The sequence below is a fragment of the Sphingomonas sp. 3-13AW genome, from assembly GCF_049311085.1.
Taxonomy (GTDB): Bacteria; Pseudomonadota; Alphaproteobacteria; order Sphingomonadales; family Sphingomonadaceae; genus Sphingomonas.
Window position 1 is genome coordinate 20,214 of sequence record NZ_JASNVZ010000022.1, and the last position, 24,383, is coordinate 44,596.

General features: G+C 64.5%; 20 protein-coding genes. 12 read left to right on the forward strand and 8 right to left on the reverse strand.

The window, feature by feature from the left end:
* Positions 1-38 precede the first annotated feature (38 nt).
* Both QP045_RS17345 and rnk read right to left on the reverse strand, forming a co-directional pair.
* Positions 39-302, reverse strand: a complete 264-nt coding sequence (locus QP045_RS17345) for a DUF465 domain-containing protein (protein WP_422516257.1) — start codon at positions 300-302, stop codon at positions 39-41.
* Positions 303-992: 690 nt separating this feature from the next.
* Positions 993-1,409, reverse strand: coding sequence for a nucleoside diphosphate kinase regulator (gene rnk, locus QP045_RS17350; RefSeq protein WP_422516258.1), 417 nt, complete (start codon positions 1,407-1,409; stop codon positions 993-995).
* Between the two features lie 464 nt (positions 1,410-1,873).
* Here rnk and QP045_RS17355 point away from each other — a divergent pair, with 464 nt between their 5' ends.
* From QP045_RS17355 to mnhG, 8 genes are all read left to right on the forward strand, one after another.
* Positions 1,874-2,182: a hypothetical protein gene (locus QP045_RS17355; RefSeq protein ID WP_422516259.1), complete on the forward strand. Its 309-nt coding sequence runs from the start codon at positions 1,874-1,876 to the stop codon at positions 2,180-2,182.
* A 21-nt stretch (positions 2,183-2,203) separates the two neighbouring features.
* Positions 2,204-3,064 carry a universal stress protein gene (locus QP045_RS17360; protein WP_422516260.1) on the forward strand — a complete coding sequence of 287 codons (861 nt, stop codon included), beginning with the start codon at positions 2,204-2,206 and terminating at the stop codon, positions 3,062-3,064.
* Between the two features lie 64 nt (positions 3,065-3,128).
* On the forward strand, positions 3,129-6,029 hold the full coding sequence (locus tag QP045_RS17365) for a monovalent cation/H+ antiporter subunit A (protein WP_422516261.1): 2,901 nt from the start codon (positions 3,129-3,131) through the stop codon (positions 6,027-6,029).
* A complete protein-coding gene (locus tag QP045_RS17370; protein ID WP_422516262.1) occupies positions 6,029-6,367 on the forward strand; it encodes a Na+/H+ antiporter subunit C in 339 nt (112 codons plus the stop codon). Before QP045_RS17365 ends, QP045_RS17370 begins: the two co-directional genes overlap by 1 nt.
* Positions 6,364-7,971 carry a monovalent cation/H+ antiporter subunit D gene (locus QP045_RS17375; RefSeq protein WP_422516263.1) on the forward strand — a complete coding sequence of 536 codons (1,608 nt, stop codon included), beginning with the start codon at positions 6,364-6,366 and terminating at the stop codon, positions 7,969-7,971. The genes QP045_RS17370 and QP045_RS17375 overlap by 4 nt, the downstream gene beginning before the upstream one ends.
* A complete protein-coding gene (locus QP045_RS17380) occupies positions 7,968-8,459 on the forward strand; it encodes a Na+/H+ antiporter subunit E (RefSeq protein WP_422516264.1) in 492 nt (163 codons plus the stop codon). The genes QP045_RS17375 and QP045_RS17380 overlap by 4 nt, the downstream gene beginning before the upstream one ends.
* Entirely contained in the window at positions 8,456-8,737 is a 282-nt protein-coding gene (locus QP045_RS17385) for a K+/H+ antiporter subunit F (protein ID WP_422516265.1), read from the forward strand. The genes QP045_RS17380 and QP045_RS17385 overlap by 4 nt, the downstream gene beginning before the upstream one ends.
* Complete coding sequence (gene mnhG / locus QP045_RS17390; protein WP_422516266.1) at positions 8,734-9,111, forward strand: monovalent cation/H(+) antiporter subunit G; 378 nt, start codon at positions 8,734-8,736, stop codon at positions 9,109-9,111. Before QP045_RS17385 ends, mnhG begins: the two co-directional genes overlap by 4 nt.
* 24 nt (positions 9,112-9,135) lie before the next feature.
* Here the strand turns inward: mnhG and QP045_RS17395 are convergent, their stop codons facing one another.
* Positions 9,136-9,354, reverse strand: coding sequence for a hypothetical protein (locus QP045_RS17395; protein WP_422516267.1), 219 nt, complete (start codon positions 9,352-9,354; stop codon positions 9,136-9,138).
* A gap of 222 nt (positions 9,355-9,576) precedes the next feature.
* Between QP045_RS17395 and glsA the strand changes: the two genes are divergently transcribed.
* The gene (gene glsA, locus QP045_RS17400; protein WP_422516268.1) at positions 9,577-10,515 is read left to right on the forward strand and encodes a glutaminase A; all 939 of its coding nucleotides are present in this window, start codon (positions 9,577-9,579) and stop codon (positions 10,513-10,515) included.
* A gap of 136 nt (positions 10,516-10,651) precedes the next feature.
* Entirely contained in the window at positions 10,652-11,641 is a 990-nt protein-coding gene (locus QP045_RS17405; protein WP_422516269.1) for an SDR family oxidoreductase, read from the forward strand.
* 92 nt (positions 11,642-11,733) lie between these two features.
* Here the strand turns inward: QP045_RS17405 and QP045_RS17410 are convergent, their stop codons facing one another.
* A complete protein-coding gene (locus QP045_RS17410) occupies positions 11,734-13,539 on the reverse strand; it encodes an SLC13 family permease (protein ID WP_422516270.1) in 1,806 nt (601 codons plus the stop codon).
* 271 nt (positions 13,540-13,810) lie between these two features.
* Between QP045_RS17410 and nhaA the strand changes: the two genes are divergently transcribed.
* Complete coding sequence (nhaA, locus tag QP045_RS17415; RefSeq protein ID WP_422516290.1) at positions 13,811-15,013, forward strand: Na+/H+ antiporter NhaA; 1,203 nt, start codon at positions 13,811-13,813, stop codon at positions 15,011-15,013.
* Positions 15,014-15,048: 35 nt separating this feature from the next.
* Here the strand turns inward: nhaA and QP045_RS17420 are convergent, their stop codons facing one another.
* From QP045_RS17420 to QP045_RS17435, 4 genes are all read right to left on the reverse strand, one after another.
* Positions 15,049-16,284: a mechanosensitive ion channel family protein gene (locus tag QP045_RS17420; RefSeq protein ID WP_422516271.1), complete on the reverse strand. Its 1,236-nt coding sequence runs from the start codon at positions 16,282-16,284 to the stop codon at positions 15,049-15,051.
* A 158-nt stretch (positions 16,285-16,442) separates the two neighbouring features.
* Positions 16,443-16,988: a helix-turn-helix domain-containing protein gene (locus tag QP045_RS17425; RefSeq protein WP_422516272.1), complete on the reverse strand. Its 546-nt coding sequence runs from the start codon at positions 16,986-16,988 to the stop codon at positions 16,443-16,445.
* Positions 16,989-17,117: 129 nt separating this feature from the next.
* Positions 17,118-19,241 carry a prolyl oligopeptidase family serine peptidase gene (locus tag QP045_RS17430; protein WP_422516273.1) on the reverse strand — a complete coding sequence of 708 codons (2,124 nt, stop codon included), beginning with the start codon at positions 19,239-19,241 and terminating at the stop codon, positions 17,118-17,120.
* A gap of 147 nt (positions 19,242-19,388) precedes the next feature.
* Positions 19,389-22,325: a TonB-dependent receptor plug domain-containing protein gene (locus tag QP045_RS17435; protein ID WP_422516274.1), complete on the reverse strand. Its 2,937-nt coding sequence runs from the start codon at positions 22,323-22,325 to the stop codon at positions 19,389-19,391.
* A gap of 260 nt (positions 22,326-22,585) precedes the next feature.
* Between QP045_RS17435 and QP045_RS17440 the strand changes: the two genes are divergently transcribed.
* Positions 22,586-24,379, forward strand: coding sequence for a DUF885 domain-containing protein (locus QP045_RS17440; protein WP_422516275.1), 1,794 nt, complete (start codon positions 22,586-22,588; stop codon positions 24,377-24,379).
* Positions 24,380-24,383: the final 4 nt, after the last annotated feature.

A 24,383-nucleotide genomic window follows, 5' to 3' on the forward strand; every position in this document is an offset into this window, starting at 1 on the left:
CCGCCCCGCCGAGAGATACGGCGAAGCGGCCGAACGGATCAGGCGAGCTGTTGCTGTCCGCTATGGGCGTGCAGACGATCCTTCACGCGCAGGCGCAGCCGCTTCAGCCTCAGAAGGTTCAGCGCGTCCGGCGCTCGCCGCTTCATTTCGGCACGGATCTGCTCATCCAGCCGCTGGTGCAGTTGGGTCAGTCTATACGCAAACTTGTTCAAAGCCTCTCTCCAATCAAGGATTGAAAGATCGGATGACCGGCGACGGCGGCCTGAAGGGCCAGCATCGAGATCACCGATGCGGTCCGACATCACGTTCGAGAATCCAAACGTCAGAGGGGCCCGGCCCGCAATCCCAAGCTAAGGTTCGATTGGCGCGGGTCAAGTGTTGCGCAAAAAGGAAAAGGGCTCGATTGACAAAGCCCCAAGACCACGCCAACCTCTGGCCTATGCACGCTCTTGCGACCCATCAGCGTTTCCGCGATCACGCCGGCCAACTCGCCGCGCGCCTGTAGCCCGAACTCGGCGGCGTGCCGCGCGGGTTCGGGGACTTATTCGACCTGATCTAAGGGCTGCGCCGTGCGCGCCCGGTTCTCGAGTAAGCGGAAAATCATTTCATGCTGGAAGCAAGTAATTCGGCCGTCGCTGGCCGCTCGGATTCGCACGCCATGAACGGCGCACTACCAGCCACTTCACCGGAACTGGTCATGCGCCCGCGCCACTTCTTCTCCAATTCCTTTGAACTTGAAGCGAAGGATGCGAACACGAATAGCGGACGCCCACTGTCGTCCTTTCATGACGCCTCGGAGTCACAGCGACTTCGGTACCGCAACCGCCTACTGACGCTCTTCTTATTCGCTGTCTCGGCTGTTCTGTACTGGGCCTTGTTCGCGGCAGGCTAATGCTGCGCTCATTGCCGGCACGGCGCCTTTTCCAGGCAGAACCTCACCCCCTTGTGTCGCGAGCACGGGACCGCCGGCGTTCGCGACACAAGGCAGGTGACTAATCCTGCTTGTCCGGGCTGGTAACTTTCAGGATCACCAGCCGGCGCTCCTTGCCATCGCGATCCGGCCACAGGATCGACTGGCCTTCGCGCAGGCCGATCAGCCCCGCGCCGACCGGGGTCAGGATCGAGATGCGGCCGGCGGAGATGTCCGCCTGCTGGGGATAGACGAGCTGCACCGTCCGGCTGGCCCCCGTGCTCTCGTCGACGAACTCGACGGATGCGCCCATCGACACCACCCCAGGCGGAAGGGTTTCTGCGGAATGCATCCGCGCGCGCGCCGTTTCGCGGATCAGCAGCGCACTTACCTGCGGCAGACGGTCTTCGACCTGGAGTGCCAGGCTCGAAAGCGCATCCGCCTCTGCCTCGATCATATGGATTTGCGGCCGCGTCTCCGCGGATCTCGTCATGTTCATTATCGGTCTCCTGGGCAGCCGCAGTCCTGCGCGCGCAGCCGGATCATGTTTCACAAATGCGAAGGCCCCGGACTCTCCGGAACACGCCGAAAGCCCGGGGCTATATGCCCGCGACGAGCTGGCCCGCATGGCAGCGGAGCCGGAGATGGCGCACATGGAAACGCATAGCGGCAACATGGCCCTCGCAGCAGAGGGTGTCAAACACCATGACCTTCGCCGGACGAGCGCCCGCACCGGGCGCACCAGCGGTTGCTTCCCGGCCGGATGGCCCTATCTCGAACCCATGCACGGCTTCGCTGCAGATCGGGACCACCCCCTCAAGTTCGGGCCATAAGCCGGGCGCGGCATCGGCCCTGCGCCCGGCTGCATCGCCTCCCCCCGCCGTTCAAACGAGTCGGGGCGGTGTCGCGGCGGTAGCGCAATCGTGCTGGCCGAGCCGCCGGATGGAAATCCGGAGACCTGCAATGAACGTTTTCACACGCGAGCGCCGCCCGCCAGCCAGTGCGGGCGCGGAGCGTTTCATCACCCTGCTGCGCATCTATCCGCAGGTGGATGCGGGCGAGCTTGAAGAGATGATCCACCTCTTGCCCCGCCTTCCGGTCCTCGACACCGCGCTTCTTTCTGCCGATCCGCTGCTTTCGTGTCGGCTCGAGGCATTCATCGGCGATCACCGCCGGCGCCTGCGCCGATCGCGGCGCGACCAGTTTGTTTTCGGTGCGGCGACCTTTTTCCTGATTGCGCTGGTGGCCTGCCTGGTCTGGATCATGGCGTAAGCCTTGCCTTGGAGAGTTCCGTTGAAACACATTCTGGTGGCAACCGACTTCTCGACCCGATCCGATCGCGCGCTGCGCCGGGCGGTGCTGCTTGCCGGAAGCCACGGGGCCTCGCTGACGCTGGTGCATGTGGTGGACGACGATCAGCCCGACCGGCTCGTCCAGCACCACAGGCGCGCGGCGCGGGAGTTGCTCAACCGCGCGGCCGAGACGATCCGCGAAGTCGATGCCGTGCCCGCGGAGACGATCGTCGCCACCGGCGACCCCTTTGCCGGCATCCTGGATGCGTCGGATGCTGTGGAGCCGGACCTGATCGTGATCGGCCCGCACCGCCGCCAGTTGCTCGACACGTTCGTGGGGACGACGGCGGAACGGACGATCCGCCACGGGACCCGGCCCGTCCTGATGGCCAACAGCGTTCCGGCAGGTGCCTATCAACGCAGCCTGCTCGCGATCGATTTCGACGGGGCTTCTCATGCCGCCGTACGGGCCGCGCGCCGCCTGGGGCTGCTCGCCGGCACCGACGTGATGGCCCTGCACCTCTACGATGCCCCCGCCGTTCCGATGATGCAGCGCGCGATGGAGACGAGCGGCGGCATCGACGCCTATGTGCTGGAGCACGAGCGGGAAGCGCGCGGCGAGTTGACGTCCCTACTTCTCGAATGCAATCTGGAGCACGCGCGCCAGCTCCTGCGCCTACGGCAGGGCTCAACCCCGGACCTGGTGCGCAGCGTCGCGGACGAAACTCGGGTCGATCTGATCGTCTTGGGCACCAACCGCCGGCGCGGGCTGGAGCGCTTGCTGCTCCGCAGCGTCGCGCAAGAAGTCCTGCTCGACGCGACACAGGACATGCTGATAGTGCCTTTGGACCTGCCGGAATAGCAGGCCCTCCGGCCGGGAACACGATCTAGGGAGAGAGCCGATAACGGCCTCGGGTGCGAATATTTTGTGGGGAGTCCTGCTGCTCCCGTTCTTCGGAAGCATCGCGGCGGCGATGCTGCCGTCCAGCGCACGCAATGCGGCCGCGATGCTTGCGGGTGCGATCGCGCTGATAGGGACGGTGGTCGTCGCGGCGCTCTATCCCGGCGTCGCCGAAGGCGGTTCGCACAGCAGCGTCGTCGCGTGGCTACCCTCGATCGGGCTCAACCTGGTCCTGCGCCTCGACGGGCTATCCTGGATTTTCGCGCTGCTCGTCCTGGTGATCGGCTTCCTGGTCGTGGTGTACGCGCGCTACTATATGGCGCCGGAGGATCCGGTCCCGCGCTTCTTCTCGTTCCTGCTTGCCTTCATGGCGGCGATGCTCGGCCTCGTCCTGTCGGGAAACCTCGTCCAGATCGCGTTCTTCTGGGAGCTGACCAGCCTCACCTCGTTCCTTCTGATCGGGTACTGGCACCAGAATGAAAGCGCGCGCAGCGCCGCGCGAATGGCGCTGATCGTCACCGCGGCGGGCGGGCTATGCCTGCTCGTGGGTGTGTTGCTGATCGGCAAGATCGTCGGAAGCTATGATCTCGACGTCGTGCTCGCGTCCGGCGACCTCATCCGTTCGAGCAATCTCTATTTGCCGGCACTGATCCTGATCCTGGCCGGCGCCTTCACCAAGAGCGCGCAGTTCCCGTTCCATTTCTGGCTGCCGCACGCGATGGCGGCGCCGACCCCGGTTTCGGCCTATCTTCACTCCGCGACGATGGTGAAGGCCGGAATCTTCGTGATGATCCGGCTGTGGCCGGTGCTGGCCGGGACCGACGAATGGTACATCATCGTCACCTCGACCGGCCTGATCACCCTGATCATCGGCGCCTGGGCAGCGATCTTCCAGCAGGATCTGAAGGGCTTGCTGGCCTATTCCACGATCAGCCACCTGGGCATCATCACGCTGCTGCTCGGGATCGGCAGTCCGCTCGCCCTGGTCGCAGCGATCTTCCACACGCTCAACCATGCGACGTTCAAGGCGTCGCTGTTCATGGCCGCGGGCATCATCGACCATGAGGCGGGCACGCGAGATCTGCGCAAGCTGAGCGGGCTCTACCGGTTCATGCCGATCACCGCGACGCTGGCGATGGTCGCGGCAGCGGCGATGGCGGGCGTGCCGCTTCTCAACGGCTTCCTCTCCAAGGAGATGCTGCTGGCGGAGGCGCTCGCGGATTATAACGACACCTTCCTCGACCGGGCACTGCCGTGGCTCGCGACGCTGGGGCTGTCCTTCAGCGTGCTCTATTCGGTGCGGTTCATCCATCAGACTTTCTTCGGACCGCCCCCGACGGCGCTGGACCGCGTCCCGCACGAGGCGCCCCGCTGGATGCGGGCTCCGATCGAGATCCTGGTGGTGACGTGCGTCGTCATCGGCATCTTCCCGGCCATCACCATCGGGCCGTTGCTCGCGGTTGCCGCGCGCGGGGCACTGGGCGGCGACATCCCCGTCTACAGCCTCGCGATCTGGCATGGCGTGAACCAGCCGCTGCTGCTGAGCATGCTGGCACTCGTGCTCGGTACGGTTGGCTATGTCGTGTTCGCCAAGCGGCTGAACGCGGTTGAGGGCGTGCCGCTGTTCGGCCGCCTCAAGGGCCGGCGCATGTTCGAGTTCGTGCTGGGGTTGGTGATGACCGTGGCCCGCTGGCTCGAAGGCTGGGTCGGCACACGCCGGCTGCAACCGCAGCTGCGCATTCTGGTCGTGGTCGCCTGTTTCGCCGGATTGCTGCCGTTCCTGCGCTATGGATATTTCCCGGGCGCGCAGGCCCTGACGGTGATCGACCCCGGCTTCGCGCTGATCTGGCTGATCGGCGGCATCTGTGCGGTGACCGCGGCCTGGCAGGCCAAATACCACCGCCTCGCCGCCGTCGTGCTGGCGTCGGGCGCAGGTCTCGCCAGCTGCGTCAGCTTCGTGTGGCTTTCGGCCCCCGACCTTGCCCTCACCCAGTTGCTTGTGGAAACCGTGACCACGGTGCTTCTGCTGCTGGGCCTGCGCTGGCTGCCAAAGCGTCTTCCCGACGTATGGCCGGAGCATCGCTTCCCTGCCGGCGTCGGGCTGCGCCGCGGCATCGACCTAGCCATCGCGATCGCCGCCGGTACCGGCATGGCCCTGCTCGCCTATGCGGTGATGACGCGCCCGCTGCCTAACACCATCTCGCGCTTCTTTCTTGACCATGCCTATCCGGATGGCGGCGGCCGCAATGTGGTGAACGTCATCCTGGTCGATTTCCGCGCGTTCGACACGCTGGGCGAGATCACCGTGCTGGCGATCGTGGCACTGACGGTGTTCTCGCTGCTCCGCCGCTTCAGGCCCGCCCGCGAAAGCGTGCGCGACCCCGAACAGCAGCGCCGCCAGAACGCGTTCGACGAGGCCCAGCAGGGCCGTTCGTCGGGCGACACGCTGGCCGACTATCTGTTCGTACCCCAGGTCGTGCTCGAGTGGCTGTTCCCGGTGATCATCGTCGTGGCGCTCTATCTGCTGCTGCGCGGCCACGACCTTCCGGGCGGCGGGTTCGCAGCCGGGGTCACCATGTCGATCGCACTGATCCTGCAATATATGGCGTCGGGCACGCAGAGCGTGGAATCGCGGCTGCGGGTCCAGCCGATCCGCTGGATGGGCAGCGGCCTGTTGATCGCGGCGTTCACCGGCGCCGGCGCCTTCCTGTTCGGAGCACCGTTCCTGACTTCCTACTTCCGCTATCTCGACGTGCCGATCATCGGCAAGATTCCGGTGGCGTCGGCCATGCTGTTCGACGTCGGCGTGTTCCTGCTGGTGGTGGGCGCAACGGCGCTCATCCTGATCGCGATCGCCCACCAGTCGATCCGCACCACATTGCGGTCACCGCGCGAGCCGCGCGAAGCCGGAAGGGATCAGGGCTGATGGAGATCGTTCTCGCGCTCGCCATCGGTGTGCTCACCGCGTCGGGGGTGTGGCTGATCCTGCGACCGCGCACGTTCCAGGTGATCCTGGGGCTGTCACTCCTCTCCTATGCGGTCAACCTGTTCATCTATGCGATGGGCCGGCTCAATGTGGATGCGCCGCCGATCGTCGGAACGACCATCGCCAGTGCGACGCGCTTCGACGATCCGCTGCCGCAGGCACTGGTGCTCACGGCCATCGTCATCTCCTTTGCGATGACGGCGCTGCTGCTCGTCGTCCTGCTTGCCTCCCGCGGCATCACCGGAACCGATCATGTCGACGGGGATGAGGGCGAATGACGTTGCCCTGGTCTGATCACCTGATCGTTGCCCCGATCCTGTTGCCGCTGTTTGCCGCCGCAACCATGCTGCTCTTCAAGGAGCCCCGGCGCGCCACCAAGCGGATCATTGCGCTGGTGACCACCAGCATTCTCGTCCTGCTTTCGATCTACCTGCTGGCAAGAGTGGCGAGCGCCGGCTTCAGCGGACAGCCCGGCACCACGGCCTATCTGGTCGGCAACTGGGCTGCGCCCTTCGGCATCGTCCTGGTGCTCGACTGGCTCTCGGCGTTGATGCTGGTGCTTACCAGCGTGCTCGGCCTGGCCGCGCTGATCTATGCCTCTGTGCGTTGGGACCAGGCGGGGCCACGGTTCCACTCGCTGGTCCTGCTCCAGATGATGGGCCTGAACGGCGCCTTCCTGACCGGCGACCTGTTCAACCTGTTCGTGTTCTTCGAAGTGCTGCTCGCGGCATCGTTCGGGCTGCTGCTCCACGGTTCCGGAAAGCCGCGGGTCAAGGCGGCGCTCCATTACGTCTCGATCAACGTCGCGACGTCGCTGCTTTTCCTCATCGGCGCGGCGATGATCTATGGCGTCACCGGCACGCTCAACATGGCGGACCTGGCTTTCCGGATCCCGGCGGTGGCCGGATCCGAACTGGCGCTGCTGCAGGCCGGCATGGCGATCCTGGGCGTGGCCTTCCTCGTCAAGGCAGGCATGTGGCCGCTCGGCTTCTGGCTGCCGCGCACCTATGCGGCCGCAGCACCCCCGGTTGCCGCGCTGTTCGCGATCCTGAGCAAGGTCGGCGTCTACGCGGTGCTGCGCGTCTACCTGCTGCTGTTCAACCAGGAGGCCGGCTGGGCGGCGAACTATGGCGAGGAATGGCTGTTCTTCGGCGGCATGGCGACGATCGCCTTCGGAACGATCGGGATCCTTGCGGCACGGACGCTGAGCGCGATCGCCGGCTATTCGCTGCTGGTTTCGGCAGGCACGCTGCTGGCGGCGGTCGGCGCCGGCGAGGGCGCGGTGCTGGCCGGCGCGCTCTTCTATCTCGTCAGCTCCACGCTGGGCGTAAGCGCCTTCTACCTGCTCATCGAACTGGTCGAGCGCCGCGAACACGGGCTCGCAACAACCGGCGAACCCGTGTTCGACGACGAATATGCGGGCTTGCCCGTGGTCGAGCCGGATACGGAAATCGGCGTGGCGATCCCCGCCTCCGTCGCGATCCTGGGCGGCGGCTTCGCCTTCTGCGTGCTGCTGATCGCCGGCTTGCCACCGCTCTCGGGCTTTGTGGCGAAGTTCGCGATGATCGACGGGCTGCTCAACCTCAGCGAGACGATCGCTTCGCCGGTGTGGTGGCTGGTGGCGCTGATCGTGGGCTCCGGCCTCGCCACGCTGATCGCGACCACGCGCGCCGGGCTCGACCTGATCTGGGCGCCGTCCGACAAACCGCAACCGACCCTCCACCTGGGCGAACTGCTGCCGGTCGGCATGCTGCTCGCGCTGTGCCTGGGACTTACGGTCTTTGCCGGCCCGGCCATGCGCTACATGGAGCGGACGAGCCAGTCGCTCGGCGACCGCCAGGGCTATGTGGCAGCGGTCCTCGGCAAGGGGGTGTCACGATGAGGCGCTGGCTCCCCTATCCCATGCTGGCCGCATTCCTGTTCCTGTTGTGGCTGCTCCTCACCCAGTCCTTCTCAGCCGGCCAGGTCGTGCTGGGCATCGGGGTTTCCCTGTTCGCCACCCACGCGATGGCGATCCTTCGCCCACCCGAGCCCGGGCAGCGGGTTCGGCTGAAACCGCTGGTGAAGCTCGCGGGTCTCGTTGCGACCGACGTGGTTCGTTCGAACTTTGCCGTGGCGGCAGTCGTCCTGTTCGCGCGGCGCCAGCGCGTGTCCGGGTTCGTGCGCATTCCGATCGATCTGGTCGACCGCAACGCGCTTGCGCTGCTCGCCCTGGTCATCACCGCGACACCGGGCACGCTCTGGGTCGAATACGACCGTCGGCAGCGCCGCCTGCTGCTCCACGTTCTGGATCTGATCGACGAGGCGACCTGGGTGGACCTGATCAAGGGCCGCTATGAAGCGCTGCTGATTGAGGCGTTCGAGGCATGATGGGACTGATGCTCGCACTCGCGATCACGGCGGCGCAGGTGATGCTGGGCCTCGCGATGGTCTGCGCGATCTGGCGCATGACGCTGGGCCCACGCGCGCAGGACCGCGTGCTCGGCCTTGACACGCTCTATACCAACTCCCTGCTGCTGCTGCTGACCTTTGGCATCCAGACGGGACGGACGCTCTATTTCGAAGGCGCTCTGGTGATCGCGCTGCTCGGCTTTGCCGGGAACGTCGCCCTTGCCAAATTCCTGATGCGCGGCGAGGTGATCGAATGATCCAGGCACCCGATCTTCCCGCATGGGCAGCCCTGATCGTCGCGCTCCTGGTGGTCGGAGGCGCCCTGATAACGCTGATCGGCTCGCTTGGCCTGCTGCGGCTCAAGAGCTTCTACGAGCGCGTGCACGCGCCCACCCTTGGCGCCACGCTGGGGATGGCGTTGATCGTGCTGGCCTCGATCGTCTGCTTTTCGGTGCTGCGCGGCCGCCCCTCGCTCCACGAACTGCTGATTGCGCTGTTCCTTACCGCGACGGCGCCGGTGGCATTCATGCTGCTGGCGCGGTCGGCGCTGTTCCGCGATCGCATGGAGGGGCAGTTGAACGCCCCGCGTGAGGAAGCGGACGACGCGGCCGAGGACGTACCGCTAGACTAGCGATAGCGACCGGCGATCCGACGATTATCGTTCGTCCTGCTGCTGCGGGGGAACCGGCTGGCTTTCCGTCCCGCCGGGCTCTTTCTGCTGATTCAAGTGCTCCGCGTGGCGCGCGATGTCTCGTTGGCGACTGCGCTGCCGCTTCCGATGCTCGCTGTTCTGGCGAAGATAAAGGCCGCCCACGACAATCGCCGCTACGAGCATGGCGATCAAGGCATAGGCAACCAGGAAGCGCATTGGCATGGGAAGTTCCCCTTTCCTGCATCAACGCTCTTTAGCGCCACAATCTCCGCCCCGCCCGCGATCCGCGCCGGATCGGCTCGCCAACCCGTGCGGTGATAAAAATGCGCAGGAGCGAGCCTTTTACCCCTGCCGCTCGTTCATCTCGTGCAACATGGATATTCGTGAGGACGTGCGGGTGAGCGAAGCAATCAAGTTCCCATATCTAGTAGACGCCGTGATCGCATGAAAGACACCAACAGGTCCGATCTCCGCTCGACCCTCAAGGAAATCGCCGACGAGATTGCCGCGAATGCAGCCGAGATCGAAGCCAAGGCCGACGCCAAGGTTGAAGGGTTGGATCCCGGCCCCTTTGGCATCGCGGTCACGACGATGGATGGCGAAACCTATTGCGGCGGTACGGCGGATACGCGCTTTCCGCTGCAGAGCATCGCCAAGGTGTTCACGCTGGAGATCGTGCTGGACGCGATCGGCGACCGCATCTTCAAGCGGGTCGGCCGCGAACCCTCGGGCGATCCGTTCAATTCGATCATCGACCTTGAGCGAACCAAGGGCATCCCGCGCAATCCCTTCGTGAACGCGGGGGCGTTGGTGACGGTGGACGCGATGATCGACGCGCAATGCGCGCGAGATGCGGTCATCGATCTGGTGAAGCGCGAACTGGGGCGCGACGTGCCGCTGGATGAGGACGTGCTGGCGAGCGAGGAAAATGCTGGCGACCTCAACCGCGCGATGCTGAGCTTCATGAAGCACCACGAAAATCTGCGCTCGGAGCCCGATGACGTGATGTCCGCCTATGTACGGCAATGCGCGATTTCCCTGGATGTCGCCGGCTTGTCCCAGGCGGGCGTGTTCCTGGCGCGCACCCGTCTGGATGGCGATGATGAACGCCGCGAACAGGCCACGCGGATGCGCAAGCTGCTCGCGCTGATGATGACGTGCGGTCATTATGACGGATCGGGCGACTTTGCGTTGCGCGTCGGGTTGCCGGCCAAGAGCGGGGTCGGCGGCGGGATTCTTGCGGTGATGCCGGAAGTCGCCTCGATCGCCGTGTGGTCTCCCAATCTGGACCAGCACGGCAACTCGATCTTGGGAGTGCGGGCTCTGGAGATGCTGGTGCATCGCACCGGCTGGTCCGTGTTCGGGCCGCCAGCGAGCAGCTAGGTCGCTACTACTCGGTCGATGGCATCGATGAATGCACGCGATCCTTTGTTCGGACGAAGAACCATAGATTATTCGGCTGTTTACGAAACTCGTGTGGTTGCGGCCCGTTCGACTTGCTGGACTCCGGGAGACGGCAATGGATGCAGGTGGACCTTCACGGCGCGGTTTGCTCGGAGGCGCAGCAGTCGGGTTAGCGGCCACAGCGGTACCCGCAGTTGCGCGGAGCGCCGCTAGCTCTGCCGACGTCCCACTCGTCGACCCGCGCACGAAATATACCGCTGGCCCCTTCCCCGAGCAGCGCCAGCCCTGGCCGGGGCTCCAGTCAAAGATGAACCCCAGGCCTGATTGTGGCGAGACCAGCTACAAGGGCTCGGGCAAGCTCACGGGTCGCAAGGCCTTGCTCACCGGCGGCGACAGCGGGATCGGCCGCGCCGCGGCCATCGCCTTTGCCCGGGAAGGCGCCGATGTCGCGATCAACTACCATCCCGACGAGGAGCCCGACGCGCGCGAAGTCGTCGCGCTGATCCGCGAGGCGGGCCGCAAGGCCGTGGCGATTCCGATGGACGTGCGTGGCCTCGACAATTGCGAACGCATCATCGCGCAGGCCGTCCGTCAGCTCGGCGGGCTCGACATTCTCGTCAACAACGCTGCCTATCAGCAGAGCAAGGCCGATATTTCGGAGATCAGCGACGAGCAGATGCTCCGTACCTTCGACACGAACATATTTGCCACCTTCCGCCTCAGCAAGGCGGCGATCCCGCACCTCAAGCCAGGCGCCGTGATCATCAACACGGGCTCGGTAAACAGCTATGATCCCGGCGAGGAACTGCTCGACTATGCCTCGACCAAGGGTGCGATCCTCATTTTCACCAAAGGCCTTGCCAAGCAGCTCGCGAAGAAGGGCATCCGCGTGGACATGGTCGCACCCGGCCCCTTCTGGACCCCGCTTCAGGTCGCTGGCGGACAGCTCCCCGGCAAGATGGGTGAGTTCGGCAGGGACACCCCGCTCGGCCGGGCCGGCCAACCTGCGGAACTCGCCGCGCACTTCGTTCTGCTTGCCTCCGACGGCGCGAGCTACACCACGGGCGGAGCGATCGGCGCCAATGGCGGCAAGGGCAGCCCGTAACGACAGTTGGTCGACGCAATTTGGCAGAGCCAGCTGCCTTGCCAGCGTGTCGAGCGACGGCCCGACGCCGATATGCCCACGCGTCTTAGTTGCTACATCATCAGGTGGATCGCCGTGCAGGTTGCGAACCCCACAACTAGGTTCATGGGGATGCCGATCTTCACGAAATCGGAGAAGCGGTAGTCCGCGGCAGCATAGACCATGGTGTTCGTCTGATAACCGATGGGGGTCGCGAAGCTCGCCGACGCCGCGAACATGACGCCGGTGATCAGCATCTTGGGGTCGGTACCCGTCGCCTGGGCGATCCCGATCGCGACGGGGGTCATGATGACGGCAACCGCGTTGTTGGTCACGGTTTCCGTCAGCAACGACGTCAGCAGATATAGCACGACCAGCAGCGCGAAGGGCGACAACGTGCCGAGCCAGGGCGAGGCGACGTCGACGATCAGCTGGATCGTGCCGATCGCTTCCAGCCCGCTGCCGATCCCCAGCATCGCGAAAATCAGGACGAGCACATTGCCATCGACCGATCGCCACGCCTCTTCCGGGTCGACGCAGCGCGTGATCAGGACGACCCCGACGCCGATGAGGGCCAGCGCAATGACGGGCAGCACACCAAGCGCGGCCAGCGCGACGACGCCGAGCAACGTAAGAATCGCGACCGGCGCACGTCTGCGCCGGAAACGCCTGACATGGCTCGTGTCCTCGGCGATCAGGTTCGTGTTCTCGTGCAGCGCGGCGATGGCCGGCGCCTCGGCCGCGACCAACAGGCTGTCCGCGGCACGCAAGCGAACGCCCCCAAGGTCCGGGCCGGGAAGATGCCGCGCGCGACCGATCCCGAGGATACGTGCGGGCAGATTGGACAGGAACGGGATGTCGCGAAGCTCTCGCCCCAGCGCAGGATGTGTCGGTGCGATCGTCAGGCCGATCAGGCGCACGTCGCCCGAACGTTCATTCGCCGCCAGCCGTATGGGCTGGCCGACATTTTGAAGGCCAACCATGATACCGCTGCTCCGCGCCAGATCGTCGATCTCATCGGCGGAGCTGGCGACGATCAGGCGGTCGTTCGGCTCCAGCACGGTCGCCGGATCCGGGTTGCGCAGCGTTCGAGCGCCACGGCGCAGCCCGATCAAGCGTACCGCGTCGCGCTTCAGGAACGATAGCTCGCCGATCGTCCGGGGTGCGCGGGCCTCCGCCTCGGTAATCGCAAGCTCGGTCAGATAGCGCAGCTCGTGCCGGTCGGTGATGTCGTTGTCCGCACGATCGGGCAGCAAGCGGGGCCCAAGCAGCAACAGGGTGATGGCGCCGGCAGCCATGGTGACCAGCCCCACGCCGGTAATCTCGAAGATGCCGAACCCCGGCTGGCCGTTGGCGCGCGCCACCCCGTCAACCAGCAGATTGGTTGACGTTCCAATCAATGTCAGCGTGCCGCCCAGGATCGACAGGTACGACAGCGGGATCAGCAATCGCGTGGCGGAGATCCCCACCGCGCGCGCCAGGCGCCGGACCAATGGGATTAGGATCATGACCACGGGCGTGTTGTTGATGAACGCCGGTGCGATGGCAGCACCGGTCAGCATCTCCGCGACAGTCCTGCGCGGATGGTTTGCCGCGCGGTGCGTGATCAGGCTGGCGATTGCCTCGATCGTCCCTGTTCGCACCAGCGCGCCCGAAATGATGAAGAACGCGCCGATCGTGATAGGCGCTGAGTTCGAAAAGGCCTGGTTGATCAATGCAGGCGTCAGCCACCCGAAAAAAATCATCAGTCCGGCGCCGCACACGGCGACGGTGACCGGGGGAAACCGCTCCGTCGCGAACGCGATGAACAGCAGAATGATGAAGATCAGGCCAAGCACCGGCAGATGCGGTGCCAACGCGGTCAATATACTAGTCGCCATTACTACCTTCTGGCCGGATCGGACGCGCTTTCATCGAGGGTGCACCCGCGCGATTCATCACGCCGGGCGTGGTCTCTTTCTGCTGCAATGGCTTGGCTACCGCGGGCATGTTCCGTCGCTGCTGCTCTGGAGGGATTAGAGCCGCGCATAGACTTGTCCTCGTCCACGGCAAATGGCATTGAGCCGCTGGGTGTTCATCTCGGGTCGGGTGGGCAGGCGAATAGCGCTGGTCGGGCCGCCAGCGCCACAGCTTTGTCCGAGGCACCCAGGAATGCATCACGCGCGCCATAGAAGGCCGAGCGCTCTTCGCCGTTTCCTCGAAGGCCAGGCCTCCGCTGGTCTGGTGCTGATGGGTGCAGCAGCGCTTGCGCTCATCCTCGCTAATTCGGCGCTCGCGCCCCTCTATGATCAGGCTCTTCACGCGTACGTCGGGCCGCTCTCGGTCGGCCACTGGATCAACGATGGCCTCATGGCGGCGTTTTTCCTGCTCGTCGGTCTGGAGATCAAGCGCGAGATGCTGGACGGGCAGCTTTCGACCTGGCCGCGCCGGATCCTGCCTGGCATTGCTGCTGCCGGCGGCATGTTGGTGCCTGCGCTCGTCTATCTTGCCTTCAACCTTGGGCCCACAGCACGTGGATGGGCGATCCCCGCGGCAACGGATATCGCCTTTGCCCTCGCCGTCATTTCCCTGCTGGGCGACCGGGTTCCGGCGTCGCTGCGCGTCTTCCTCGCGGCTCTCGCGATCATCGACGACCTCGGCGCAGTCGTCATTATCGCCCTCTTTTACACGGCCGACCTGTCGCTCTTGGATCTAGCGGGGGCGCTTGGGCTCGTGGCCGTTCTGGTCGCCTTCAACCGCTTTGGTGTCCGCCGGCTCGTAGCCTACCTCTTCGTAGGCGTACTCCTCTGGGTACTGGTCTATCGCTCGGGCATTCACGCCACGCTCGCGGGCGTTATCCTTGCTTTCACGATCCCGATGGATCCGACGCCCGCCAAGCCGGACAGTGATGCCAAGAGCCCGTTGCACCGGCTGGAACACGGTCTTCACCTGCCGGTCGGCTTCCTCATCGTCCCGATCTTCGGCTTGGCGAATGCCGGGGTGCCGATCCTGGGCCTTCCGTCAGCCGCCCTTGTCGCTCCGGTCACACTCGGCGTCGCCCTCGGCCTCCTCGCCGGAAAGGTGGCGGGGGTGTTCGGTTTCTCGATGCTTGCGGTCAGGCTTGGCCTTTCCGACATGCCTGCCCATGCCGGTCTACTCCACATGCTCGGTGTGGCGCTGCTCTGCGGTATCGGATTCACCATGAGTATCTTCATCACTCTGTTGGCTTTTCCCGATAGCTTCCTCCTTCAGGCAGAGGCGAAGATCGGCGTTCTTGCGGGTTCTCTCCTCTCGGGGCTCATGGGCTATGTTCTATTGCGCTGGGCCGCTCGATTTCCGGCTCAGAAGCGGGCCGGCAAAATGGCAGGCGACTGACCAGCTATTCGAGCACCGCCAAGGCCGACGTGCCGTTACCAAGCCCCATTTGCGCTATCGGGGCGGCGAAAGTCGCTGCCGCTTGGCGCCTGGAATGCCCGCAGGTGAAATTCGGGAAGAATGGCAAGCAGGTGATCGAAGATGTCCGCCTGGATCTCCTCATAGTCGACCCAGACGGTCGTCGCGGTGAAGCAGTAGATTTCGAGCGGTAGGCCCTGGGCCGTGGGGGCAAGCTGCCGCACGATCAGGGTCATGTCCTTGGCGATGCGAGGGTTCGCGCGCAGATACTGCACGACATAGGCGCGGAAGGTGCCGATGTTAGTCACGCGCCGCTGGTTGGCGGGCAGCCGGGCCGCATCTCCCAGTTGCGCATTCCAGGCGGCAATCTCGCTCAGCTTGCGGTCGAGATGGTCGTGAACCAGCGCGATATTGGCGATCTCGCGCCGCTCATCCTCGGTGAGGAAGCGAACGCAATTCTGGTCAAGGAGCAGCGCGCGCTTGATCCGGCGGCCGCCTGATTCCGACATGCCGCGCCAGTTCTTGTAGCTTTCCTGGATCAGCCGATGCGTCGGGATGGTGGTAACGGTCTTGTCCCAGTTCTGCACCTTCACCGTGTGCAGCGCGATGTCGACCACGGCGCCATCGGCATTGAGCTGCGGCATTTCGATCCAGTCCCCCACACGCAGCATGTCGTTGGAAGTGAGCTGGACCGAGGCGACCAGGGAGAGGATCGTGTCCTTGAACACCAGCATCAGCACCGCAGCCATGGCGCCAAGGCCAGAGAGCAGGAGCAGCGGCGACTGTTCCATCAGCGCGGCGACGATCAGGATCGCAGCGCCCATATAGAGAATGATCTTGAGCACCTGAACATAGCCCTTGATCGGGCGGTGCGCGGCCTCCGGACGGCGTTCGTAGATCTGGTTCGCAAGGCTCAGCGCCTGGCCGATTGCCAGGGTGAGGAAGAGGATGATCGAGGCCGCAACGACGTTGCCGATCACGACGCTGACGGTCGCCGGCAGATTGGGCACCGCGCGGATGCCGTAGGCAACGATGAGCGCCGGGACGATATTGGCCAGCCGTGCCGCGATGCCAGCGGCGCCTTCCAGCGGCAGGCGCCGCATGATGTAGCGCAGCGCGATATGCTTGACGGCGAAGTTCGCCACCCAGGCGATCGTCGCCAGCAGCGCCAGCGCGAGCAGTGTTTCGGCCCAAGGCGGCAAGAACGAAAGCAACGGAATGGCGCGAAGGGACAAGGAAGATTCGGCAGTCATTTGATACATGAGAGTCCTGGGCCGAAAATAGGATCGTGCTGTGTGGATGGGAATGGAGCCTTGTTCAGGCCATCGGACCGCAACGCCTTGCAAAACTGTCGCCGGTTATATGATCGTCCGACCATTCCATGCATAAGACAGGGCAACGGCTCTGCGGCTTACTTGCGCTTCTTCGCCACGAACTCACTTGGCGTCCCGACGAAAAGCAACAGTGCCTCCTCGGACGAGAGATTGCGGCCGCAATGAAGCAACCGCGAGTCGAAGTGCATGCTGTCGCCTTCCTTCAGCAGCGCCTTAGTCTGCCCCACCGTAACGTGCAGCTCACCCTTCAATAGGTAGTAAACTGCCTCACCGTTCCAGTGGCCGGCGGGAAAGACGTGGCCGGCGGGAATGCGCATGTACATCACATCGAGGCGTCGGTTCTCGAGGTTGGACGAAAGGTCATGATAGGTGACCGGTGAATCGATCGCGATGACCTTTGGCTTCGCAGCCCGGTGGACGATCTGCGTCGCCTCGGGAATGTACATGAAATAGCCGAGTTCGACCTCCAGCGCCTCGGAAAGCGCGAGAAGCGATACCAGCGATGGTGTCGTCAGATCGCGTTCCGCCTGGGAGATGAAGGGCGCCGAAAGCTCCGATCGTTCGGCAAGCTCCCGCAGCGTCAGGCCCAGCTCCTTGCGTCGGGTCTTGATACGCTCGCCCAAGGGCAGCTGGGACCTCTTCGTTGACTTCGCTCCGAGCAACGGGCTGCTTCTCCATTGTGATGGTATCAACTTAGGCGCTTTACCGTTCGAACGGAAATTCAATGTCTCGCGGGCGCAGAGGCCGGCGGGTCAATCGACCAGCTGCTTGCTCGCATAGCTATATTCCAGGGCAACCCTCCGCGCGGATTCGGTGAGGTTGGCGGCCGCGCTGTGGCCCCCATGCGTGTTCTCATAGTAATAATAGGGCTGACCAAGCGCTGCGAGCCGGGCGGCGGCCTTGCGTGCGTGCGCCGGATGCACGCGATCGTCCTTGGTCGAGGTCAGGATGAACGGGGTCGGGTAGGTCTTGCCGGGCACCAGCTTCTGGTATGGCGAATAGGCCTCTACCCACCCGCGCTGGACGGGATCATCGGGGTCGCCATATTCGCCGATGTAGGACGCTCCTGCCCCCAGCTTGGTGTAGCGGAGCATGTCGAACAGCGGCACCTGGACGATGGCGGCGTTGAACAGTTCGGGCCGCTGGGTGAAGGCCGTGCCGACTAGGAGCCCGCCCTGGCTGCCGCCGACGATCCCCAATCGGCGCGGCGAGGTGATCTTGCGCCGTTGCAGATCCTCGGCGACGGCGATGAAGTCGTCCCACGTCCGCTGCTTGGTCGCGCCCTGTGCGGCATCGTGCCAGTGCGGCCCGAACTCGCCCCCGCCGCGAATGTTCGCGACGACATAGGCGTTGCCCTGTTCCAGCCAAAGCCGGCCCATCGCTGCGTCATAGCCCGGCAGCCGCGAAATCTGGAAGCCGCCGTAACCGTGGAGCAGCGTCGGCGTGCTGCCGTCGCGCTTCATCTGCTTCGGCCGCACCAGGAAATAGGGGATGCGGGTGCCGTCGCGTGAGGCGGCTTCGAGCTGCTCGACGAGATGACGAGAGGCATCGAAGCGCGCGGGCGAGGTCTTCAGGGTCTCAAGCTGGTCGGTTGCCGCATCATAATACCAGAGCGAACTCGGGTTGAGATAGTTGGTGACGGAGAACATCACCTCGTCGCTCTCGTCGGACGCCGTGGCAACGCCAATGCTGGCATTTGCCGGCAAGGCGATCTGCTTCGCGCGCCAGGCGCCGTCCTGATAGTCGTAGCTGAAAGCCTTGCCCTGCACATTGTCGAGGATGGTGAGGATCAGCTTGTTCCGGGTGATGCTGTAGCCGCTGATCGCCTGCCGCGGACCCGGCGCAAAGACGAGCGACGGCCTGGCTGCGCGAGGATCCCGCTTCCACTCCGCCAAATCGTAGGAAACGAGCGAGCCGGATCTGAACGCAGGTCCGCCGGCCGGCGCCCAATCCTGGTTCAGGCTGACCAGAACGCGTCCGTCGACGATGCCGCCGAGCGAAGCACGCTTGGGCAGGTCAAGTTTGATCGCTCCGCCCGCCCTGAACAGGACATACTCGGTATCGAAATAGCTTACGCCGCGGATCACGCCGACGGCATGGGACGTCCCGGCAGCATCGCGAAGGTCGAAGGGCGCTACCCACACGTCGGTGGGTTCTCCCCGAAACACCTCGCGCGCCTGCGCCAGCGGTTTGCCGCGCTTGAGCTCCTTGAGAACGAAGGGGTAGCCCGACGAGGTCAGCGTGCCCTCGCCCCAGTCACGGGCGATGAGCAGCGTGTCCCGGTCCACCCAGGACAGGTTCTGCTTGCCCTCGGGCAACTCGAAGCCTCCCTTTACAAAGGCTTTGGACTCGCGGTCGAATTCGCGGACGGAGACGGCGTCCTTGCCCCCGTCCGACAGCTGCAGCAGGCAGGCGCGCCCTTCCGGGGGAAGACAGGTCGCGCCCTCGTAGACCCAGTTCTTTCCCTCGGCCTTTGCCAGTGCATCGATGTCGAGGATCGTGTCCCATTGCGGGTCCTCGGTGCGGTAGCTGGCGAGCGTCGTCCGCCGCCAGAGGCCGCGGACATGCGTCTCGTCCTGCCAGAAATTGCTCAGGCCGCGACGGTAGAACGAGACGTAGGGGACGCGGTCCTTCGCCTGGTAGATCGACAGCGCCTGATTGTAGAAGCGCTGGTAGCGCGGGTCCGCCTGCAGCACCCCCAGCGTCCTGGCGTTCTCCTCGCCTGCCCAGGCGAGAGCCCGCTCTCCTTCCATCTCCTCCAGCCACTGGAAGGGGTCCTCCCCTTCCCTGGCCGGCGGCTGCTGCCGCTGCGATGCGGCCGGCGCCGCCAACGCGGTCATCGAGAGAAGCGCGGCCAACCAGAGTTGCTTGTTCATCGGAAAATCCTGGCAAAATCGGGTTGAACCGGGCTCGGGTCGCCCGGGCAGATCGGCGGGTCAGAACCATCGGCACGAAGATCGCGTGACCGGCCGGTGCCAAGGGGCACCGGCCGGCGGCCGCTCGGGTCCTTTCAGAGCCGGGCGTCAGTACCGGAGCCGCGCACCGACATAGATCGTCCGCCCGAGCGTGTCGTAGAGACCCGCGGAGGAGCCCTGTTCAAAATTGGCGCCTCCAGACTCGGCGCCGGGGAGGCGCGGAGGCGCCCGGTCAAAGGCGTTGTTGGCGCCGCCATAAAGGGTCAGGCGATCGGCGACGGTCACCGCGGCATAGAAGTCGTTGTAGAAGACGTCTCCCGTGCCCAGCACATCATATTTTTCCGGCGTTTCGGTGCGGAACGGCTGCATCGACGAGAAGTGGCGGAGATTCCAGTTCAGCGTCACGGGTCCGTTGCTATAGGTCGTACGGATCACGCCCTTCCACTTGGGCGAGCCGAACACACCGGCATATTCATAGCGCGTGTTGGGATCGTCCGGGTCCAGCGTGTTCTCACGCTTGATCAGCCGCGTGTAGGCAGCGTTGACCGAGATGCGGCCACTGTTCCCGCCGAAGCCCAGCGACGACAGATCGAACCAATAATCGGCTTCGAAGTCGATGCCCCGGGTGTGGTACAGGGCCAGGTTGAGCTGCTGGGCGATGACGGAGACGGGATTATTGCCGCTGTCGCGTTCCACGAGTTCGCAGAAGATGTTGTCGAGGGTGGGAGCATCGACGCATTTCTCGAGGATGGTCTGCGCCGAGAAAGCATCGATTGCACCGCGCAGGCGAATGTCGAAATAGTCGGCGCTAAGGGTCAGGTGCGGCAGGAAGCGAGGCCGCAGCACCGCCCCCACCGTCAGCGTCTTCGCCGTCTCGACCCCCAGCTCAGAATTCCCGCGCGAGTTGACGTCCAGCCACTGGTAATAATCACTATTCTTGCGGGTCGGATCCAGGACCGCGCAATTTGCCTTGGTGAACTCCGTCGCGGTCTGGCGATATTCGACGTCGTAATAATTGCAGGGATCGCGCAGCCACGCGCCCGAGATGCTCGATGAAGTGAACAGTTCGGAGATGTTGGGCGCGCGCACCGCCTGGCCATAGGTGCTGCGGAACCGGAGATCGCGTACTGGCGCCCACTCACCGGAGACCTTCCACGAGGTCGTGCTGCCTGCGGTGCTATAGTCGGAGAAGCGCACCGCCCCCTCAACCGACAGCTGATGGAAGAATGGCACCTCCTTCAACAGGGGAATTCGAACTTCGCCGAACGCTTCCTTCACGTCATATTTGCCGACGAGCGGCAGGGCGACGACGCCGATTGTGGGGTCGTACAAGGGGCTGTCGGGGTTGAATTCCGGCGCTACGCCAAGATCATTGCTTTCCTTGCGGTACTCACCACCGAGCACCGCCTGCACCGCTCCCGCGGGAAGCGAGAAGAGCTCACCCGTGGCATAGCCCGACACGACATGCTGGCGCAGCACGTCGGTGGAGCGGCTGGTGTCGTAGCGGATATAGTCCATCGCTCCCTGCGACAGCGGCAGGAAGGGGTTGAGCGCGACGCACCCGTTGGCAGGATCGGTAAGGGAACTGCGGCAGACTGCATTGCCCGCAGCGTCCACGGTCGAATCCAGCGCCAGCGCCACCCGGTCCGCCGAAGTCGCATTGCGGGTCCAGATCTTTTGGCGGGTTTCGCCATAGGAATAGGAAAGCGCCCAGTTCCACTCCTTGCCCAGGATGTTGGGCAATGTGCCGTCAAACCCCGTGGTGACCTGCATGGTCGACCGGTCGTAGAACGTATCCTGTGGCCCAAGCTCCGTGTAGCGCCGGGTGAACGGGAGGGCGGAGGCGATCGGCCCGCCGTTCGCCGCGATCATCGCGGGCGTGATGAAGGGGCTGTCCGCGGGCACATAGTCATAGCCGTAGGAGGCGAAAGACTGTGAGCGCGTGCGCGAGCTGGTGTGCGTATAGCCGCCTTCCGTAAAGAAACGGACGCGGTCGGTGAGGTCATAGCTGAACGTGCCGAAACCAGACACGCGCTCTCGCGGGACTTGCAGCAGATAGCCGTCGAAACGACCGAGGAACTCGCCACCATCCGTAAGATACGTGCTGAGATCCGTGTTCGACCAGGGATCGTTCAGGTTCAGGATCCCGCCCGGGCCCAGCTGCGGGCGCCGGAGACTGCCGTCGGGATTGAAGGTGTAGAGGTTGCCGCGGCCGCCCAGCTCAACAATCGCCTCGTTGTGATCGTAGATGCTGCGATTGCCGTCCGTCAGTTGCCAGGTGTCGTCGGGAAGATGACGATAGAGCGGGAGTCCACCTGCGGTCCATGGTCGGTCCTGACCCCGAACGAGATCCGGGCTGTTCAGATACGAGCCGAACAGCGTCAGGTTGCCGCGGCCGCCGGCAAAGTTCTTGCCATAAAGGAGGTCAAGATTGACCTCCCCTGCATCGCCGCGCGTCGACACGCCGTAGCGAGCGTTCGCCTCCACGCCGTCAAAGTCCTTCTTGAGGATGAAGTTGGCCACGCCTGCAACTGCGTCCGCACCATAGAGCGCGGACGCGCCACCCGTGACCACCTCAACCCGCTCCACCAGCCGCGACGGAAGCGCGCTGATGTCCACGACCGAAGAACCCGGCGAGGACGGAACACGGCGGCGGCCGTTGACCAGCACCAGCGTGCGATCCGCCCCGAGGCCGCGAAGATTGAGCGTGTTCATGCCCGCAGAACCGCGCAGGTTGGCCGTCTGGTTTGTCTGGGTGACAAAGGCGCTGGGGATCTGGTTGACGAGGTCTGCGATTTCCGTGACGCCGGACTGCTCGATCGTCTGGCTGGTCACGACGGTGGTCGGATTTGGGTTGTCAGCGCCGGTGCGGCGAATGCGGCTGCCGGTGACAACGATGCTTGCGCTATCAGCGTCGTCGTCGACGCTGGGCGTCGCCGGCAGCTCCTGCGCGTCCGCCACCTGCGCAAACGCCGCTGGCACTCCTGCAACCGCATAGATGCCTGCCAGGGCGACCCCGCCCAGCAGCTTCGACGCAATTTTCATTTAAATTCCCCACTCCCCTTGAAACGTCGTTCAGGCTGGCGAGCCTCAACAACGATTGCAATGTGATTATTAAATACGTCACATTTTTTGATGGACTGTGCTTGTACGGCAACGATCGGGGAGTGCTCCACAGAGCGAGGCTCGTTCTCAGACCGAAAGACGCGCGCCCCTTCGATCAAAAAGTTTGACGAGGCGCAGTCCTCTATGGGAGCCCGCGACATGGTGATTGCGCGTCGGGTGGCGCGAGGGGGGAATGCGAGATGAACATGCGCCTGCAACGGGGGATGCTCCCCATTCTTCTGGCGACTGCCATTGTCTCACAGGGCGCAAGCGCGGCGCCGACCGATGCGGCTGCGCCCGCGGCCGCAGCCGATGCGCAGCTTCGCGCGCTCTACGAGGCCGAATGGGCGTGGAGCCTGAAAGATCAGGGCTTCGTTCCTGATGGCGACGGCGGCTACACTTCCGGCGTGAGCCTACCGCGGGTCGACGCGGCTTCGCAGCAGCGCCGCATCGCCCATTGGCAGGACACGCTCACCAAGCTCCGTCGCATCCCCCTTGCGCAGCTTTCCGCCGAGGAAAGGATCAACGCAGAGGTGCTCCGCACGCTGCTCGAGGGGTCGCTGAGTGACGGCAAGTATCGCACTTGGGAGATGCCGTTCAACAGCGACAGCTCCTTCTGGACCTATCTCGACGAGCCCCGTGCCCTCCGCACCGCGGAACAATATCGCCGCTACATCGCCCGGATGCGCGACGTGCCTCGGTTCTTTGACGAGCAGATCGCGAACATGCGCACCGGCCTTGCCCGTGGCTTCAGCGTTCCGCGAAGCGCGATCGAGGGCCGCGATGCCTCGATCGGGGGCTTCGCAACAAAGTCGCCCGAGGACAGCCCCTTCTACGCGGCATTCAAGCAGATGCCGCGTGGCATCCCGAAGGCCGAACAGGCTCAGCTCCGCGCCGATGCACGGGCCGCGATCGAAACCGCCGTGACGCCCGCCTACACCCGACTTCTGGACTTCTACCGAACACAGTATCTGCCGCGGACGCGGACTAGTATCTCGGTCGGGGAACTGCCCGACGGCGCCGCATTCTACCGCGCGGAAATCCGCAAATACACGACCCTCGATGTCTCACCCGAGGAGGTGCACCGCATCGGACTGGCTGAGGTCGCGCGCATCGACGCCGAAATGCGCAAGACGATGCGGGACAGCGGCTTCAAGGGCAGCTTTGCCGATTACCTGCACTTCCTGAAGACCGACCCGCAGTTCTACGCCAAGAGCGGCGAAGAGCTCATGATGTTCTCCGCCCATGTCGTCAATCGCGTGAACGGGAAGCTGGGCGACACCATCGGCCTGTTACCCCGACGGCGCTTTTCGGTCGTGCCGGTGGCTCCCGCCCTGGCGCCCTTCTACACCGCGGGGCGCGGCGGGCTCGAGACCTGCCAGATGAACACCTATGATCTGCCCAGCCGCCCCTTGTACAATATTCCGGCGCTGACGCTGCACGAATGCTCCCCCGGTCACAGCCTGCAGGCGGCCCTGGCAGATGAGCGGACCGACATGCCGGCATTCCGTCGCTCCGCCTATTTCTCCGGCTTCGGGGAAGGCTGGGGGCTGTATTGCGAATGGCTGGGCGAGGACATGGGCATCTACCGCACGCCCTATGAGCGGTTCGGCCGCCTCTCCTACGAGATGTGGCGCGCTGCGCGGCTCGTGATCGACACCGGCATCCATACCAAGGGTTGGTCGCGCCAGCAGGCGATCGACTATCTCGCGGGCCATACCGCGCTCTCGCAGCATGAGGTTGAGACCGAGGTAGACCGCTATATCAGCTGGCCAGGTCAGGCCTTGGCCTACAAGCTGGGCGAGATGACCATCCTGCGCCTGCGCCACCAGGCCGAGGCCGCACTTGGCCCGAAATTCGACCAGCGCAAGTTCCACGATGTGATCCTGGGACTGGGCTCCGTGCCGCTTCCGCTGCTCGAGGATCAGATCGCGCGCTTCATTGCAGAGAATGGCGCAGCCCCCGCCCCCGCCGGCGGCACGGCCGCGAGTTAACCCC

Bases quoted from the DNA above. Each gene is read 5' to 3' on its own strand.
- QP045_RS17380 (WP_422516264.1), top strand. From the start codon at position 7,968: ATGAGGCGCTGGCTCCCCTATCCCATGCTGGCCGCATTCCTGTTCCTG.
- QP045_RS17370 (WP_422516262.1), top strand. From the start codon at position 6,029: ATGGAGATCGTTCTCGCGCTCGCCATCGGTGTGCTCACCGCGTCGGGG.
- rnk (WP_422516258.1), bottom strand. From the start codon at position 1,409: ATGAACATGACGAGATCCGCGGAGACGCGGCCGCAAATCCATATGATC.
- QP045_RS17430 (WP_422516273.1), bottom strand. From the start codon at position 19,241: ATGAACAAGCAACTCTGGTTGGCCGCGCTTCTCTCGATGACCGCGTTG.
- QP045_RS17435 (WP_422516274.1), bottom strand. From the start codon at position 22,325: ATGAAAATTGCGTCGAAGCTGCTGGGCGGGGTCGCCCTGGCAGGCATC.
- QP045_RS17440 (WP_422516275.1), top strand. From the start codon at position 22,586: ATGAACATGCGCCTGCAACGGGGGATGCTCCCCATTCTTCTGGCGACT.
- glsA (WP_422516268.1), top strand. From the start codon at position 9,577: ATGAAAGACACCAACAGGTCCGATCTCCGCTCGACCCTCAAGGAAATC.
- QP045_RS17410 (WP_422516270.1), bottom strand. From the start codon at position 13,539: ATGGCGACTAGTATATTGACCGCGTTGGCACCGCATCTGCCGGTGCTT.
- QP045_RS17420 (WP_422516271.1), bottom strand. From the start codon at position 16,284: ATGACTGCCGAATCTTCCTTGTCCCTTCGCGCCATTCCGTTGCTTTCG.
- QP045_RS17405 (WP_422516269.1), top strand. From the start codon at position 10,652: ATGGATGCAGGTGGACCTTCACGGCGCGGTTTGCTCGGAGGCGCAGCA.
- QP045_RS17375 (WP_422516263.1), top strand. From the start codon at position 6,364: ATGACGTTGCCCTGGTCTGATCACCTGATCGTTGCCCCGATCCTGTTG.
- QP045_RS17355 (WP_422516259.1), top strand. From the start codon at position 1,874: ATGAACGTTTTCACACGCGAGCGCCGCCCGCCAGCCAGTGCGGGCGCG.
- QP045_RS17385 (WP_422516265.1), top strand. From the start codon at position 8,456: ATGATGGGACTGATGCTCGCACTCGCGATCACGGCGGCGCAGGTGATG.
- QP045_RS17395 (WP_422516267.1), bottom strand. From the start codon at position 9,354: ATGCCAATGCGCTTCCTGGTTGCCTATGCCTTGATCGCCATGCTCGTA.
- mnhG (WP_422516266.1), top strand. From the start codon at position 8,734: ATGATCCAGGCACCCGATCTTCCCGCATGGGCAGCCCTGATCGTCGCG.
- QP045_RS17345 (WP_422516257.1), bottom strand. From the start codon at position 302: ATGTCGGACCGCATCGGTGATCTCGATGCTGGCCCTTCAGGCCGCCGT.
- nhaA (WP_422516290.1), top strand. From the start codon at position 13,811: ATGCATCACGCGCGCCATAGAAGGCCGAGCGCTCTTCGCCGTTTCCTC.